At 43.9% G+C, this 18137-nt stretch carries 10 protein-coding genes and 1 tRNA gene; 4 read left to right on the top strand and 7 right to left on the bottom strand.

Annotated elements, in window-relative coordinates; genetic code table 11:
- Positions 1-250 precede the first annotated feature (250 nt).
- From asnS to H524_RS0104680, 6 genes are all read right to left on the bottom strand, one after another.
- On the bottom strand, positions 251-1651 hold the full coding sequence (gene asnS, locus H524_RS0104710; protein WP_027939389.1) for an asparagine--tRNA ligase: 1401 nt from the start codon (positions 1649-1651) through the stop codon (positions 251-253).
- 320 nt (positions 1652-1971) lie between these two features.
- Positions 1972-2727, bottom strand: a complete 756-nt coding sequence (locus tag H524_RS0104705) for a hypothetical protein (RefSeq protein WP_027939388.1) — start codon at positions 2725-2727, stop codon at positions 1972-1974.
- Positions 2728-2887: 160 nt separating this feature from the next.
- Positions 2888-3370: a hypothetical protein gene (locus H524_RS0104700; protein WP_027939387.1), complete on the bottom strand. Its 483-nt coding sequence runs from the start codon at positions 3368-3370 to the stop codon at positions 2888-2890.
- Positions 3371-4763: 1393 nt separating this feature from the next.
- Positions 4764-5861, bottom strand: a complete 1098-nt coding sequence (locus H524_RS0104695) for a YeiH family protein (protein WP_027939386.1) — start codon at positions 5859-5861, stop codon at positions 4764-4766.
- 439 nt (positions 5862-6300) lie between these two features.
- Entirely contained in the window at positions 6301-7212 is a 912-nt protein-coding gene (locus H524_RS0104690) for a LysR family transcriptional regulator (protein ID WP_027939385.1), read from the bottom strand.
- Between the two features lie 966 nt (positions 7213-8178).
- Positions 8179-9822 (bottom strand): methyl-accepting chemotaxis protein, encoded by a 1644-nt coding sequence (locus H524_RS0104680; RefSeq protein WP_027939383.1) that lies wholly within the window; start codon positions 9820-9822, stop codon positions 8179-8181.
- A gap of 1916 nt (positions 9823-11738) precedes the next feature.
- Here H524_RS0104680 and H524_RS0104670 point away from each other — a divergent pair.
- From H524_RS0104670 to rbfA, 4 genes are all read left to right on the top strand, one after another.
- Entirely contained in the window at positions 11739-12248 is a 510-nt protein-coding gene (locus tag H524_RS0104670; RefSeq protein WP_156907540.1) for a ribosome maturation factor RimP, read from the top strand.
- Between the two features lie 37 nt (positions 12249-12285).
- On the top strand, positions 12286-13800 hold the full coding sequence (gene nusA, locus H524_RS0104665; protein ID WP_027939381.1) for a transcription termination factor NusA: 1515 nt from the start codon (positions 12286-12288) through the stop codon (positions 13798-13800).
- An 18-nt stretch (positions 13801-13818) separates the two neighbouring features.
- A complete protein-coding gene (gene infB, locus H524_RS0104660) occupies positions 13819-16365 on the top strand; it encodes a translation initiation factor IF-2 (protein WP_027939380.1) in 2547 nt (848 codons plus the stop codon).
- Between the two features lie 423 nt (positions 16366-16788).
- Positions 16789-17223, top strand: a complete 435-nt coding sequence (rbfA, locus tag H524_RS0104655; protein ID WP_027939379.1) for a 30S ribosome-binding factor RbfA — start codon at positions 16789-16791, stop codon at positions 17221-17223.
- A gap of 587 nt (positions 17224-17810) precedes the next feature.
- Here rbfA and H524_RS0104645 read toward each other — a convergent pair.
- Positions 17811-17900, bottom strand: a tRNA-Ser gene (locus H524_RS0104645).
- Positions 17901-18137: the final 237 nt, after the last annotated feature.

Genomic DNA, 18137 nt, shown 5'->3' with positions numbered 1-18137 from the left:
GCACTGTGTAGCCTTAGTACTAAACGAACATTAATTTTGGTGATGAATGTTTGTTAGTTATGAGGGCTTATTTATCTGTTTTTACTGATTTATGCTCGTGCATTACTTATGTTTTATAGACAGTTACGTTTACAGTATTTTGGGCTTTGTAGCTAGGAGTGAAAAAGGCCCTGAAGCAAAAGCTGCAGGGCCTTAAGGAATTTAGCAGCGATGAGGCTGCTTATGCTCTAGAAAAATTGATTTCTATAAATTAGAAGTCAGCGTTGCGTGGAGTACGTGGGAATGGAATTGCGTCACGTACGTTACCAACACCAGTGATGTATACGATTAAGCGCTCGAAGCCTAAGCCGAAGCCTGAGTGTGGTACGGAACCATAACGACGCAGGTCGCGGTACCAGTAGTAAGACTCCTTGCTAAGGCCCATCTCTTCCATACGCTTATCTAACAGCTCTAAGCGGTCTTCACGCTGAGAACCACCGATGATCTCGCCGATGCCAGGGGCTAAAACGTCCATTGCAGCTACGGTCTTGCCATCGTCGTTCTGACGCATGTAGAAAGCCTTGATGTCCTTAGGATAGTTCTTAACAACTACAGGGGACTTAAAGTGCTCTTCAGCAAGGTAACGCTCGTGCTCGGATTGCAGATCGATACCCCACTCTACAGGGTACTCAAACTTCTTACCGCAGGTCTTTAAGATCTCAACAGCGTCGGTGTAATCAACCTGAGCAAAGTCAGCATTGATGAACTTCTCTAAGCGGTTGATAGCGTCCTTGTCGACACGCTCAGCAATGAAAGCCATGTCATCGGCACGCTCAGTTAAGATGCGCTTGAAGACGTACTTGAGCATGTCCTCAGCTACCTTGGCGCAATCGTCTAAATCGGTAAAGGCCATTTCAGGCTCAAGCATCCAGAACTCGGCTAAGTGACGTGAGGTGTTAGAGTCCTCTGCACGGAAAGTTGGGCCGAAGGTGTATACCTTGCTAAATGCGCAAGCATAGGTTTCAACGTTTAACTGACCAGATACAGTTAAGTAAGAGTGCTTACCGAAGAAGTCCTGTGAGTAATCAACTTTACCTTGATCGTTCTTTGGCAGGTTATCGAGGTCGAAGTTAGTAACGGTGAACATCTCACCTGCACCTTCACAGTCAGAGGCGGTAATGAGTGGAGTTGAAACCCACATAAAGCCGCGCTCTTGGAAGAATGAGTGCAGTGCATAAGCAAGAGAGTTACGGATACGCATTACAGCGCCCATTAAGTTGGTACGAGGACGTAAGTGTGCATACTCACGTAAGTACTCAACAGAGTGGCGCTTAGCAGACATAGGATAGGTGTCAGGATCCTCAACGAAGCCTAATACCTGAACCTTAGTTGCCTTAACTTCAACAGACTGACCTTGGCCTTGAGACTCAACTAACTCACCCTCAACGATAACTGAGCATGAGGTAGTGAGCTTTAAGATTTCAGATTCGTAGTTGTCTAAATCTGCAGGAGCTACGACCTGAAGATTATTGAAGCAGGAGCCATCATTTACTGCTAAGAATGAAAAGCCAGCTTTAGAATCACGACGGGTACGGATCCAGCCACCAACGGTAATGGTGCTACCGATGGTGCATTGATGGTTCAAGACCTCTTTGATAGAGACAAGAGACATTGATGTGCTCCTAAGTAAAATTCACGAAGGCTATTAAGGCAGATACTAAGTGCTAGCGTTGTCTTAGCGCTAGACAGCTAAAGCCTGAGCCTCTATATAGTATTTCTAAGGAAAACCCCAAAAATATAAGCATCCATGATATGCAAGCAAGTGCAACTATGCAAGTAAAAAGCGAACCATAGGGTTCGCTTATCATGGGTAATGATGTTTTATAAGCAATATAAGAACCTATACAGTGCACATCTAGAGGCAAAAGCTAAGTGCAGGACAATTTAGTAGGCTCTTAATATCTGCTGTAGTTTAGAGCTTGCAACCGTGATTTAGTCTTTCTTTGGTTGCTCGCTATCTTGTGCCTTAGCCTCTAGCTTTGGCTCAGATACGCTATCTTCGGCGTCAGTCTTTGTCTCAGACTCAGTCTTTTGCTCAGATGCGTTATTTTCTGATTCTGCCTTTGGCTCAGCATCGGAGTTTGCTGGCTCATTATCAGCTGCCTGTGCAGTTTCGGCTGATGGGGTTTGGGAGGTTTCAGTAGCTTGAGTGGTGGCAGCATCAGCTGACTTTTGAGCGTTCTCATCTTGAAGCTCGGCGCTAGACTCATCAAGATGACCATTCTTGCACTTGATGGTGAACATGCCACGTGGATGTTTGCCTTGAGCACCAACTACTAAAGCAGGTAAGAACTCTTGCTTGCGCTCATCTAAGTAACGCTGTAATTCACGGGCAGGAGTTTCGCCAGCTAAACGTGACTCGATATAGATAGGACCAAAGTCAGGGATCTCAACAATACCCTTGATTACGGTGATGCCGCGAACAGCCTCAACTGAATCTACCTTAGCCTTAAAGTAAACGCCATTTTTTAAGAGGTTCTTGACGCGGTTGGAGATGTAAAAAGACTTCAGGGCCATAATGCCAAATAAGGCTGCCATGAAGAACTGTAAATAACCATCCTGGCCTAGAGAACGAACATAGAAAGCTAGTGAAATAGCAACTAGGGTGATAAGAACATAGATCACGCCAAAGATCTTCTGCATTGTGCCAATGCGTGGATCAAAGGACTGAGTGAAAGTGAAAGCCATTATCTGGATTCCTTAGTTTGGTTCACAGTACAAAGTAGCATGAGGCTCAGCAGATGAACACATGCTAAGTCTACTCATGAACACACAAAAACTCGAGTATCTTGCTCAAAATGACTAAGTTGGACTTGTCATTTTTTAAACCTGATTAAGGAGTTGCTAATTACTCTTTGATTACCTTAACAAGGCCTTGGTATGAGGATACTGGGTTGAAAGAGTTGAGTTCAGTATCATCGGTTACGCTGACAGTAAGAGCGCATGAACCTTGCAGCATGATTAAGGTATTGTTTACAAGAGAATCAGCGCCTGCAGAGCCCATTAAGTTTGCAGGAACAACGAGCTCAAAACGCTCAAGCTTATTAGGTTCTAAGGTCTTATTCTTATACTCCTCATGTAAGGTAGCTACCTTATCTTCTTTGATGAACACATCAGCGCTGATTCCAATAATTGGCAGTGGCTCTGGTGAGGCATGCTGCAGAGTATAGGCAATGATGAAAACTGGATTATTGTCCTGGCGACTTAAGGCTAGACTTTCAATCTTAAGTTTAGGTGCAGTTGCGCCCTCTGGCAGTGAGTTACATGCAGAGTTAAACAGCGCAGCAGCGGCAAACAGACAGACATTAAAAAGAGAGAAGAGCTTCTTCATATTTTTTTAAGACGAAATAAGTAAAAGTACTAGAACGTGTTTAGCTTATACGAAAATACTTAGCCTGGTTATAAGCTAATGAAAGACACATAATACAATCAATTGCGATTTTGTCGAATCCTCTTAGCTTATCTGATGCAATAAGTGAGAAGATGCTTGCAATCTTTGGATGAGCTTTAAGCTACATAAGCTGATTTTCAGGGGATGGTTGGCTTATTGTTAACGATAAATGCAGGGACTTTCAATAATTTAAGAGCAATTAGCAGAGAAAAGAGCTCTGTTGATGGGTGCATGCTAAGTTGATGCTAAAAAGTTAGAGCAAGGTAGGGCGTGCTGTCGTGCTGTACAAAAGCTTTTTGTAAGCACCTTAAGAGTATGCATTTTGGGATGGCTAAAAAAAGTAGAACCGTATCCTTAAAGTCTATCCCACGGCTGCGGAGCTGTTATCTGCTATCAACGCAACCACCTTAAGGTATACGGTTCGAGCTTACATTTTAGCATTATTGCTAATAGTTTACGCAATAGAGCGGAGCTTGCAGTGTCAAGCGTGAGCAAGGTCAAATCTATCTTTGAGTACAATAAGTAAGCATTACACGTAGTTATTAATCTAATGGCTCAAGTCTATATTTTTTAGATGATGGTTCTTAAGTCAAAGTGCTTTTCACTACAGTAGTGCATTAGTCGATGCTTAAGGCTGTGTTTTTTCAATAGTTCGTGAAACGGTTTACGCAAGTATGGTGATTTGTAGGCGCTGAATGTGTGGCTATGATCCTTAGATCCTCAGCTCTTTAGCTGATCAGATCTTGTGAGCTTTTGATCTTTTGATATTGCAATCATGTGTAGATGAGTAGAGGAAGTTGCGCTTAAGATTTTTGCTTTGAAAAAGCCGTTTGCTTGGGATGGCTTGTTTGCTCGGGAGGGCTTGTTTGTTAGGAGCGGTGTGGATTGGACTTTTGAAGGGATGAGGCACTAGGAAAGCCGCTGTCAAACACAACGGCATACAGTACATGGAATTGGAAAAATATTTATGACTTCTTAGTGCGCGATGGCGTAGAAGATGCGGCTAGGCATTTTCTTGGCGATGGCACTTATTTAGTTCTTATTGAGTAGCTCATTAGGACTTGGATAGTTTTGTCGCTGTAGTGCTTTAGACTCAGATAGGAACTGTTGCTTGAGAGTCTGTGAGCGCTTTGTATTTAGAAAAATAGAGTTATTTGGGCTCAGTGCTCGACTCACTTATTAACGTCTCAGTGCATCTTGCTGTTAAGAGTTTTGTTTAAAAATTTTGTAACAATCTCTTTAAAGCTGATGGATATGCGCAAACTGAGACGCTAACAAATATGATGTAGTTTTAGGTATTTGGTCTAAATACCCTAAAGTTGCGTGTGGATGGCTAGGCTAATATCTGTGGGATATACAGAGATAAGAAGTAACCTCCAACTAAAAGCCAAACAAAGAGTAGTGAGGCAAGTAAGAATGGCTTAGCACCTGCCTGCTTAAACTTATCGAGACTAGTATCGGTACCTAGGGCAGTCATTGCCATGGTAAGTAAAAAGGTATCGATATACTCAATGGTGCCGTTTAAAGGAATATCCTTAACTGTTGGGGCACCAGTGAACTGCTGGAGCATGGTGTTTAAGGCGATTACAGCAATAAAGCCAATTGCAAAGTATGGGATAGTGATTTTGCCGCGCTCATGGTTTTGTGTTGCTAAACCGTTAGAGCTTTGTGCTTTTTTCTTAGCTGCATAAGAGAGCAAGATTGAGAACACAATGAGTACTGGGGCAAGCATCATCACACGAATCATCTTAGTGATGGTAGCTGTGGCAGCAATGCCAAGAGAGTCATTTGGATCCATTGCGTTACCAGCTGCAGCTACGTGGGCAACCTCATGTAAAGTAGCGCCAGTGTAGATAGCTGTACCCATATCGCCTAAGTTATCGAGTAAACCGTAACGATACATAATTGGATATAGGAACATAGCAATAGTGCCAAAGATCACCACAGTTGAGACGGCGACTGCTGTTTTATGGCTTGGGCACTTAACTACAGACTCTGCGCCTAATACTGCGGCTGCACCACAAATAGAGCTACCAGTTGCTGTCATAAGAGCAGTCTGCGAGTCCATTTTTAAGATTTTGCCGAGGAATATACCAAGGCTTAAGGTGACTACTACAATGATGGCATCAACGATTACGGCAGGAAGGCCTACAGCATATACGTCAGATAAAGTAAGACGGAAGCCGTACAGAACAATGCCAGTGCGAAGAATCTGCTTAGTACAAAAACGAATGCCAGGAACCCAATCTTCTGGGAGTTTTTTACGTAAAGAGTTTGCGTAGATGGTGCCTAAGATGATACCTACGATGAGTGGACTTAATCTCATGCTCTTGACCCACTCAAGTTCTGAGAGGTAGAAGGCTGCCATGGAGAATAAGATGATGAGTAAGAGGCCATGAGAAGTATTGGCTCTATTTGCTTTTGTAAACATGCTGTCTCGATACTAAGTTGACCAAAATCAATAAGCAGAGTATTACGATTAATTTTCGTTATGCAGTAAACTGACAAGAACGGCATGGAGCAAGATAACCATGTACATTATTGTTTTGTATGCATTGCTCTGTTCAACGGCTTATAAGATACTCTCAGTACCTCTAACACGCCACTATCATTTTTGTATAAGTTATAACCAAATGTTATAACCACAACAAAGAAGTTGCACGTATTGGTCTGGCATGCATTAAGTTTCCTATAAATGCTTGTTATGAGGAAGCTATGGGGATTTAATGGGATGATTGGTGCTTTGTTAAAGGTGTTGTTTAACTTTTAACAAGCCCACTTGCCTTTATAGACGGCTGTAGTAGTGATTAGTGGCTGTGTATGTAAGTCTTGAATAAGTTGGCAATTGGTTCTTGAGTTAAGCTTCTTTGCTAGTTGGATGCGGCTTTTTGATTGCTCATACTCTGCTGAATGAAGGTGATAAAGCGATCGACTAGTGGGCTTTGTGGCCCTTGGGTACGGACAAAACAGAAGGTGCGCTTAAAAGTAAGATTATCAACAGTCAAATGAGTAAGAATGCCTTGTTCTAGCTCTCGCTTTACAGCGGATTTTGACAAGATGCAGAGACATTCTGAGTTCTGCATAAAAAGCTTGATAGCTTCGGTACTACCTAAGTACATACGGATATTGAGTTCAGAAAACTTAATATTCAATGCTTGTAAGTCTTTTTCTATGTAGTCTAAGGTGCCACTACCACGCTCACGTAACACAATAGGCAAGCGCTTAAATTCTTCTACACTTAACTTGCCTTTCTTAGCAATGGAGTTATTGCTACCAGTAAGGATGATGAGCTCATCTTCTAAAAATGGGGTGTAGGTAAGCATAGGCAGACGGGTAACACCTTCAATCAATCCTAAGTCGATATTATGCTCGTCTAATGAATGCTCAATAAAGCGTGAGTTGCCATTAATAAGCGAGATATCTGCCTGAGGAAAGCTCTCAATAAATTTGGCTAGATATGGTGGTAGCACATACTGAGAGATAGTGGTACTTGCGCCTAAGCGTAGCTGTCCAACATGCACGTTGTTCAAAAGATGCATGTCATACTCAAGTTTATGGTACTCATGCAAGATACGCTCAACATGCTGCAGCATAAGTTTGCCTGCATATGTAAGCTCAAGGCTATTGCCATTGCGCTCAAAAAGCATGACTTGGTATTCATCTTCTAGAATTTTGATATGCCTAGTAACAGCAGGCTGAGATATATACAGTTCTTGAGCTGCAAGAGTAAAAGAGAGGTTCTTTGCGGCTGCATAAAAAACCTTAAGACGGAAATCTTGCATAAGAACACCTCTGTGAAGAGTAGAACTACAGTTGAAGATGTACGCAAATGTGGGGTTCCTAGTGTAGGCCACAGGTTTAGCCACTCACTCAAGGCCCATATTTATAGAGCAATCAAGCCTAACCGTATCTTAGTACAGCTACTGCATGCTATCAATCAAGCAAGATCGATTAATAAGCTTATACAACAAGCTGCTCATAAGCGATATGAGTGTGTCCTTTTTCATATGGCATGCAAGTCAATTAATTACTTAAGGTATCGCTTTAATCTTTTCATGCAAGCATCAATCACGGCCAATGGCAGTTCTAAAAGGATCAACAAACTTACCATTGCTCTGAGCGGGCGCTGTTTCGCATAGTGTTCAAATCTTAACATGCTGATGCTAGAGCCACCGGTGCTGCCAGCCAAAGCTAGTCCGCATGACCAAGACAGATGCTTTGTTTTGGCTAATGATCCTGGCAATTGCGCTTAAGCTTGGGTTGCTGGTGATCTTAGTTATTTCATACGGGTTGGTGATCTTGGCAGTAGCACCTGATCTTGGTAGGAGCGGTGATCCTGCTATTTTATGTGGGTTAGTGATCTTGGTGATTAGAGTTGATCTCGATGCGCTAGTGAGGTGCGAGAGTTTTGCGCTTATCTTTAGCTGATGCCTGCGTTTGTGAAGTGCACGTAGCTTTTACATAGTACAGGGTAAGTGCATTGTACTGCGTAAGTGCAGGATACAGGGGACGTACAGTGTACTGGGTAGTGAAGTGTACTGGGTAAGCACAGTGCTAATTAGTGGGGTATAGTGCTGCCTGCTGCTAAGGTTTAGTTGGATAGGTTGTGCCCCATGAAAAAGCCCCGCTCATGATAAATGCACTTGGCAAGATCTCATGGCGGGGCTTGAAGAGCCTTACTTTAATTGATAAGGCTAGCTGAATTTTGTAGCTGCACCTAGATTACGTATGCGTGCAGCTTATGTTGATTAGTGCATGATCTTAAAGCGATTGATCTTCTGTTGCAGAGAGTTTGCTTGCTCGGAAAGATCAGCAGCAAGCGAGGCCATCTCGTGGGAGTCATTAGAGGCCTTTTCTGCCATATCGTTAATCACGCTAAAGCTTGAGCTTACGTCCTGCAGGAGACTAATCTGATCTTGAGCAGCGCCTGCAATATTATTTGACATCGTAGCTAAGCTTTGAGCAGTGTTGTTTAAGGAGGTAAGAGAATCACCAGCGCTACGGGATTGAGCAACTGATTTTTCAACCTGCTCATTGCACAGATTCATAGCCTCTGCAGCATGGGCAGTATGTTCTTTGTTGGACTCAATGAGGTGAATAATGCCGTTGGTGGATTCTTTGGTTCGTCCTGCAAGAGCACGAACTTCATCTGCTACCACGGCAAAGCCACGACCATGTTCGCCAGCACGCGCTGCCTCAATAGCAGCGTTCAGAGCGAGGAGGTTAGTTTGCTCTGCGATGTCAGCAATGATCTGAATTACCTTACCGATCTCTTGGGAGTCGTCGTTAAGACGGGTGGTTAAAGCTGATACAGATGCAAGCTGCTTAGCAAGATCGTTAATGCTGTCGATAGTGGTATCAACTTCGCGATTACCACGATCAGCCTCTTCTTCTGACTTACGAGCAACATCTAAAGCCTCAGATGCCTTATGAGCAACGTTGCTTGCAGCCTCAGTTACGTGCTGAATATTGCTAGTACCGTTGCGGGTTTGCTCTTGCTGCTGCATAGTAATCTGAGAGTTGTCTTGAGCAAGACGGCTTAATGCAGATGATGAGCGAGCTAAACCATTAGTAGTGTCGGAGATGCTCTTGATGATTGCAGAGAACTCGCTAGAGAGGTTGTTGATGGAGTCTAAGATGGAGTCTTTATAGTTGGTCTCAGCACGGATGGTCATATCACCCTTGGAGATCTTATTGATAATAAGCACAGCATCTTCTGGATTACCACCAATAACGTGCTTGATCTTATTGATAATACCCATAGCGATGACAATACCAGCAACCACAGAAAGGACGGTTGCAAGAATCATCATGATTAACAGCAGCTGAGTAATGTTATTAACGTGGGTAATTTCTTTAGCAGCTGCAGCCTCAACATAATCAATATAGGCGTTGATAGCATCAAGCCATGCCTGAGAAGACTTGCCAAAGTCAGAAACGATGATGTCGCGTGCTTGTTCTAAATTACCGCTGGTAATTTGATTGCGTACATCAGACATATACTTGCTGCCTTCTGAGGCAATAGACTTTAATTGCTGATGCAATCTTGCCTCTTCAGCGCTAATATCTTTATCGATGGCGATGGCTTGATCTAAGTCTGAGTCAGCACGAGCATAGTCTTGCATCAGGTTGGTAGCAACATCAAAGTGTCTTTGTCTAGAGCCACTGTCCTTAGATAACACGGCATCACGGATAGCAATTGCGCTGTCGTGCAATGCACCACGCATATCAATGGCATGACGTTGCTTCGGAGCATAGTCTTCATTAACTGCGGTTAAAGCTGAATCCATGCTGATAACCTTAAATAAGGTGATAACAGCAAGGACAAACATCAAGCCAATAAACAGGCCGAAACCTGCGTAAACGCTTTGAATAATGCCTAGTTTCTTCATCCAAATAACTCCTGTTCAGGACAACTTCTATGTTTTTTAAGGCATATGTTGCTAAGACAAACCAAAGTGGCCAAATAGACAACCACATTGATTGAGAAAACTTTCTATACAGTAGCGCAAGTGATATATGGGATTGTAGGTAGCTGATACTAAGTATTAAAGATGTTCTCTTAAGTACTTAATATCATAGATATAACAATTGCCTCTCTATATTAGATTGCAAACGCACTGATGTGCATACGATTCCCAAAACATGAAAAAAGTGGTCACTTACGGACAACAAAGCACCATACTGGATCTTGATATAGTCAAGAGTGCAAAGCTATTTGTGGATATAAAACGGATACACAAAACTAGGTGCAAAGATTAAGATGAAATCGAAAGATTTAAATTAACTTTCAAAACCACACAGTATTGAGTTGTCGACCTGACATGATGGGGACGGTCGTAGCGGCTATATAGCACTTCAAAAAATGTTATGACTACATAGCTAACTTTAGAGTAAAAATGGCTAAGACAAAAAGAGCAACAAGCACTTTTGTGTAAAGCTCACCTTATCTAAGGTCATCAGAAGATCTTAACACATTACATTAATTTCAGATTAGGCAAGCTCTTTGAGAAAAGTTCTAATGAGTATACGCTCTTAGTTATGAGGCAAGACTTGTCATGTATATTCCATAGTTACAGAAATCTTGGATCAAAATGCGCTCCTTTTTAAAGTGTGTTTCTGTGATCAAAGCTAAGCTTTGACTTGTAATACAATTAGTGCCCATTTGTGTAAAATCCTCAACTTTTTGCCTTCACTTTAGACTGGTTTGATGCATCTAAACTCTTACTTTAGCTAACAAAAGAATCGATTGGTTAAGACTTAAAGCATTGCAGTGATGTTTACGCAGTGGCTGTTACATTACTTTGTTTTTTATGATTTTGATGTGGCACACACCTGTACACTTTCTTGGACAAACACCAAGCGTCCAGTAGGCTCTCCACTCATACGCTTAGGCTTACTTGTATAAGATTGGAGAGCGCCCTTTGCGATTTGTAGCAATGGTCTTTCTTAGAAAGATGGTGGATGGAGCTGGAGCTGTGAATAGAGCTTGTTTGCTAAGAGCTTAAGTGCAGGCAATGGCATATTACTAATAGCTTGATAGCGAATGCATTTGTGATGATCTTTTTTGATGCTCACATGAGTATGCTAATTAAGTTGTTACAAGTTCACTCTTCGTTTTGCAGTTGATAAGCACGGTTAAAGAGGGCATTTAAGTGACTATGTCGATGTTAAGGGTGCCTGCTTGTTAATTATGAGGATGTAAAGGGGAATGGTTTGAGGGTGCTAACTCGATAAAAAGGCCGATTAAGCTTGCAATTTCGTTAGTTTTTAGGTATAAATAGCATCGCTTTGTGTAGTCATTGTTGTGATGACTCTTTTACTTAGAGTATTTTCCGACCTGAGTAAATGTCAAAGCATGGTAGTTTTTCTACTACGTCATCACCCGATGACGTGCAAGAACGATTTGAACAATCTGTTGTATCTGCGAGAGCCTCTGGGCTTATGCCTAAATTGTTTGCAAAATTTTGCACTTTTATAGCCTCTCGTTTGAGTAAGTAGCAAGCTTAGCTTGGCTTTATACTCAAAGATAGCAAGTGCTATCTCTACTTCAGATTGCAAGGTTGCCCTTGCGAATAGGTGCAACTTTTACAAGAAGCCCCAACATCGGGGCTTTTTTTATGCCTAAAATTTACCTTAGCAACAGGCGCAAGCGCATTTTTGTGGTGTTTTATAAGCGCTGTTATGACCATGGTTATGAGGGGTTTACGTGCTTTATCTGTGAACATTGTCAGATATAGCTATGGTGTGGATAAGGTTGTTTAGGCAGTCAATAGGTTTGATACTTTAAAGCTTTTCAGGTATCAGCTTGCGAAACAATTCAACTTATGAGGTGTTAATGACGGGATCTCTTGAACAAAAGCTTCATGAGCTCATTGAGCCAGTAGTTCAGTCTTTCGGGATGGAACTGTGGGGCTTGCGTTACCGTGTCGGACGCAATACGGCACATCTGCAGGTGTTTGTCGAGGGAGATGGTGGCGTTAATGCAGACGCCTGTGGTGATATCACAACAGCTTTATCCCCATTGCTTGATACAGCAGATCTGATTGATCCAGCATATATCCTTGAGGTTTCATCCCCTGGCCTTGATCGTATTCTTTTTACTGTTGAGCAGTTACAAAAGAGCGTCGGTCAAGAGATCAGCGTTGCTTTAAAGATGGCAACTGATGGACGTCGCAAGCTTGAAGGCAAGCTCGTTAGTGCACAAGAAGATGGTTCTTTTGTAGTGCACGACAAGAGCTTAAATGCAGAAGTTACAGTAGCGTTTGAGAACGTTTCTGTAGCCCGCATCGTGCCTGATTATTCAGCATTACTATAGGAGAGATGCCCGAGGCATCCACAAGAGGTTAGACCAAATGGGTAAGGAAATCATTGCGATAGCCGAGGCGCTCTCCAATGAGCGAGCTATTCCAAAGGAGAAGATTTTCGAAGCTTTGGAAGTGGCTTTGGCCAGTGCAACTAAGAAGAAGTACTCTGTTGATATCGACTGCCGTGTTGAGATCGACCGTAAAGAGGGTTCATATACTACCTACCGTCGTTGGGTTGTAGTAGATACTGATGGACCACTGGACAATCCAGTACAAGAGATTTCTCTTGCAGCTGCTCGCGAAGAGTATCCAGAGATTAGTGCTGGTGATATCGTTGAAGATGAGATTCCATCTGTATCTTTTGACCGTATTACCATCCAAACTGCTAAGCAGGTTTTATCACAGCGCGTACGCAATGCCGAGCGCGAGCAGTTAATTGAAGATCAGCGTGGTCGTTTAGGACACGTAGTCAATGCTACTGTTAAGCGTGTCAACCGCGAAGGCTTAATCATTGACCTTGGCAACGGTGCTGAAGGTCTGTTACGCCGTGACAATATGATTCCTCGTGAGAACTACTCCCGTGGCGATCGTATTCGCGTGCTCTTAACTGAAATCCGCGAGGAGAACAAGGGCCCACAGATCATGTGTTCCCGTACCGCTCCTGAGTTCTTAGCTGAGCTCTTCCGTATTGAAGTACCAGAGATTGGTGAGGGTGTTATCGAGATCATGGGCGTGGCTCGTGATGCAGGCTCCCGCGCTAAGATCGCTGTACGTTCTAAGGATAAGCGTATTGATCCACGTGGCGCATGTATTGGTATGCGTGGCGCACGTGTTATGGCTGTGTCCAATGAGCTTGCTGGTGAGCGTATTGATATCGTTCTTTGGGATGAGAACCTTGCTCAGTACGTAACCAACGCTATGGAACCTGCTGAGGTTTCACGCATTGTTATCAATGATGAAAACCACAGCATTGACGTTGCTGTTGCCGACGAGAACTTAGCTTTAGCTATTGGTCGCAATGGTCAAAACGTACGCCTTGCCTCTCAGGTTTTAAACTGGTCTTTACAGGTTAAGGCTGAGACTGAGATGGATCAGGAGCTTGCCGCTGAGAGTGCTCAAATCGTTAAGTTCTTTACTGAGAACCTCGATATCGATGAGGACTTTGCTCGCGTATTATCTGATGCCGGCTTCCAGACTTTAGAAGAAGTTGCCTACGTTCCAGCTGAAGAGTTCTCTGACATTGAGGGCTTAGATGATGAGCTCGTGAAGGCTCTTCAAGAGAATGCTCGTGCTGCAATCGCTGCTAACGAGGAGAAGCTCAAAGCCGAAGGTGCTGATGAGCTTATGAAGGTTGAAGGTGTAGACACCGAGCTTGCTTTAGCTATGGCTAAGAAAGGCATTAAGACCCTTGAAGAGTTAGCTGAGCAGGCTATCGATGATCTCACTGATTTAAATATCGACGCACAGCGTGCTGGCGATATTATTATGGGCGCCCGTAATCTGACTTGGTTCAAGGAAGAAAACGCTCAGGGTGATTCTAGTGCATCTGATGCAGAGCAATAATAAGAGGGGTGAAACAACATGGCTGATGAAATAAAGACCGAGGACAAGGCTCCAAAGCGCATGTCCTTAAACCGTTCCGCCCACGCTTCTGTGAAGGTGCAGGACTCAACTGGTAAGCCTAAGGTTGTACAGGTTGTTCGTAAGAAGACCATTAAGTTCGATCCTAAGCTTGCTGAAAAAGAGCGTTTAGAGGCTGAGGCACGTGCTAAGGCTGAGGCAGAGGCTAAGGCAAAGGCTGAAGCTGAAGCAAAGGCTAAGGCCGAGGCTGAGGCAAAAGAGCGTGCTGAGGCAGAGGCTAAGCGTAAGGCTGAAGCTGAAGCTAAGAAGAAGGCCGCTGATGCTGCTAAGAAGGCTGCAGCTGATAAGGCTGCTGCAGAAAAGCCTGCTAAGATTGCTGAAAAGAAGGCTGAGGCTGAGGAGGCTGAAAAGCTTAAAGCTGCTCAAGAAGAAGCACAGGCTAAGAAGATCGCTCTTGAAGCTAGCCGTCAGGCCGAAGAGGCTCGTCGCTTAGCTGAGGAGAATGAGGCTCGTTGGGCTGCTGAGGAAGAAGAGCGTCGTCGCTTAGAAGAGTCCGATGGCATCGAGGAGTCCTCTGCATTCGTTCGTGAGGCAGAAGCTGCACGTGATCGCGAAGAAGAGAATCGTGGTCGTCACCGTACTAACGAGCGTGGCGGTAAGGTTGCTGCTAAGAAGCGTGAAGAGTCTGAAAACACCTTCGTACGTGGCCGTGGCAACAAGAAGCAGCCACAACGTAATGGCCGTGGCGCTCAAGCTAAGGGCAATCAGCAGCACGGCTTTAACCGTCCTGTAGCACCAGTTTCTCGTGAAGTAGTAATTGGTGAGACCATCACTGTAGCCGAGCTTGCTCAGAAGATGGCTGTTAAGGGCGCTGAGGTTATTAAATGCTTAATGAAGCTTGGTGAGATGGTTACCATCAACCAGGTTATCGATCAGGCTACTGCTCAGATCGTAGTTGAGGAAATGGGTCACAAGGCCATTCTGCGTAAGGAGAATGAGCTTGAAGAGGCAATCTTAGCTGATCGTCAGTCAGACGCTGCTAAGGCTCTGCCACGTGCTCCTGTTGTTACCATCATGGGTCACGTTGACCACGGTAAGACTTCCTTACTCGACTTCATCCGTAAGTCCAAGGTTGCAGCAGGTGAAGCTGGTGGTATTACTCAGCGTATCGGTGCTTACCACGTTGATACTCGTGGTTCAGGTATTACTTTCCTTGATACCCCAGGTCACGCTGCCTTTACTGCAATGCGTGCTCGTGGTGCTCAGGTAACTGATATCGTTATTCTGGTAGTTGCTGCCGATGACGGTGTAATGCCTCAGACTTTAGAAGCTATTCAACACGCTAACGCTGCTAAGGTTCCTCTCATCGTTGCTATCAACAAGATTGATAAGCCAGGTGCAGATCCTATGCGCGTAACTAACGAACTCATCCAGCACGGTGTTATTCCTGAGTCTATGGGTGGTGAAGTTCAGTTTGTTGAAGTTTCCGCTAAGACTGGTCAGGGCGTTGAAGAGCTCTTAGAGGCTGTGTTACTGCAGTCTGAAGTTCTCGAGTTAACCGCTGTGGCTGATGGTATGGCCTCTGGTGTTGTTATCGAGTCTCGTCTTGATAAGGGCCGTGGTCCGGTTGCCTCCGTATTAGTACGTGAGGGTACTCTGCACAAAGGTGACGTAGTTCTCTGTGGTCTTGAGTATGGTCGTGTTCGTTCCTTACGTAACGAAAAGGGCCAGAACTTAGAAGAAGCAGGTCCTTCTATCCCTGTTGAGATCTTCGGCTTATCTGGTGTACCAGATGCTGGTGACGAAGTTACTGTTGTACGTGATGAAAAGAAGGCACGTGAAGTTGCTCTGTTTAGACAAGGCAAGTTCCGTGAGCTTAAGATCGCTAAGCAGCAGAAGGCTAAGCTTGAGAACATGTTCAAGGATAACCAGGCTTCAGAGCTTAATGTTGTGCTTAAGGCCGACACTCAGGGTTCTGTTGAGGCTATCTCTGATGCTCTGTACAAGCTGGCAACTGATGAGGTTAAGGTTAATATCATCGGTTCAGGTGTAGGTGGTATTACCGAAACTGACGCAACCTTAGCTACCGCTTCTTCAGCTATTATCGTTGGCTTCAACGTACGTGCTGACGCTCCTGCTCGTCGCGTTATCGAGACTGAGGGTGTGGATCTGCACTACTACAGCGTTATTTACGATCTTATCGATGACGTTAAGAAGGCTATGTCTGGTCTTCTCAAGGCTGAAGTTCAGCAGCGCATTATCGGTATGGCTGAAGTACGTGATGTCTTCAAGCATCCTAAGTACGGCTCAATTGCAGGCTGTATGGTTACCGAAGGTACCGTTAAGCGTTCTGCCCCAATCCGCGTGCTGCGTGATAACGTTGTTATCTACGAAGGCGAGCTTGACTCCTTACGTCGCTTCAAGGATGACGTATCCGAGGTTAAGAACGGCAACGAGTGCGGTATCTGCGTTAAGAACTACCAGGACGTTCGTGTTGGCGATCAGATCGAAGTCTTCGAGAACGTTGAGGTTAAGCGCACCTTATAATAAGGATGTGCTCATAGCCAAAGCTGCCTAAGGATCTTTTTAAAAAAGTGCGCCTCTAGCAACTGCGTTTATAGCCAGTGCTTTTGAGCGAGAGCGTTTATAGCAAGAGCATTTATAGGCATCGCATCTATAGCAAAAGCCTATATAGGCATCGCATCTATAGGCATCGCTCAGCACGTAAAAGACACTTAGGCAGTCACAATAAAGATAAGCTTGCTCCATGCATGGGGCATGCTTATACAAATCTTTGTTGTAGCAAAAAGCTCTAGTCTTATAGATCTTGTAGATTAAGACAGAGCTTTTTCTGTTTTTTAACTTAGTACTATGGGCTAGTCGCTAATCCAAGATAATTTCTTGAGTTAGCTGAGCTTATAGCACTAACCAACGTAGGTGTACGTCGGTTTATTTATTAAAGGTAATACTATGCCAAAAAGTTATGGCCGTAATGAAAGAATCGCTGCATCGCTTCGTCGTGAAGCAGCCCGTATTCTTGCATCCGAGATTAAGGATCCGCGAGTCAAGCTGGCTACAGTAACCGAAGTTAATGTGGCTCCTGACTTACGTAACGCCACCATCTTCGTCTCTTTCTTAGACGACGATGAGACCACTGTAAAAGAGGCTATGCAGGTCTTAAATAAGGCTGCTGGCTTTGTGCGTTCAACCATGGCAGCACGTCTTAAGATGCGCTACATGCCAAACATTGAGTTTGAGTTTGATAGCCTCGTTAAAGACAGCATGAAGCTCGACGCCCTCATTGCTAAAGGCTTAGGCCCAAAGGATGATGAGGCACGTATGTCCGATGTCGATTACGACAATGAAGAGGACTACGAAGACGAGCGTGACTCAGACAAGAACTAGCACAGCTTGCTTAAGCGCTAGGTAGCCAGAAAATGGCTCTAACGCTCTGGCATGCTATCTAAAGCTACTCAAGCTGCACCCATCAGCTAGATATTAAAGCTAGCTATGATCTTATAGCTCTAAGTAGCTGACTCTTTTTAGTATTATTCATAAGCCCTGTTGCACAATTAATCCTGTGCAACGGGGCTTTTGTTTTGTAAGAGCATCGATATGATCTCGCTCTTCACCGCTTAGCAACACCGGTAAGAGTGAACTATGTAAGACTTCTTTAATGGAGCAGCAACGCATAAGCTACAAGCTACAGATTGAGAATATTCAGAGCATGACCTTCTATGAATATTCAGAGAATGACTTTCTATGAGGCAAGTAGGCAACAGGCTGGATATAGGACTGCAGCAACAGCCTTAGATAAGGTAAAGGCTGTAAAAATATGGTTCTAGGTTTTAAGAATGCAGGGCGTTACAGCTCAAAAAGCTGATGAAGCTTAGCTAACCTTGATGGTATGCAGTGAGGGAAGCTTGTAAAGAAATGTTGTATCTATGAATTTAGGTACAAAAAAACGGCCTTAAAGCCGCTTGAGTACCTGATGGCGGATGGAGTGAGATTCGAACTCACGGAGGACGCAAATCCTCGACGGTTTTCAAGACCGTTGCATTCAACCGCTCTGCCATCCATCCGCATAGGTTGTGCGCACATTATACCGATATTTTTACACTGTGCAAGCCTAAAGCTACAACATTTTGCAAAGAAGTGCGCTACAGGCGCTCAAATGCCTTATATAAGCCAATTTCTAATGCATTAACTTTTTGTCTAATGCTGCTAAACAATGGTTTTTAAGCTAAAAATAATTAAAAAAGCGCTCATGATTGGCTAGGAATTTTGCTGCTCATGATCGCTTCATAAGATCATATGCA

The organism is Anaerobiospirillum succiniciproducens DSM 6400 (genome assembly GCF_000482845.1).
Taxonomy (GTDB): domain Bacteria; phylum Pseudomonadota; class Gammaproteobacteria; order Enterobacterales; family Succinivibrionaceae; genus Anaerobiospirillum; species Anaerobiospirillum succiniciproducens.
Note: the sequence above shows the minus strand (reverse complement) of the source record. Positions and strands in the feature narration are given on the sequence as shown.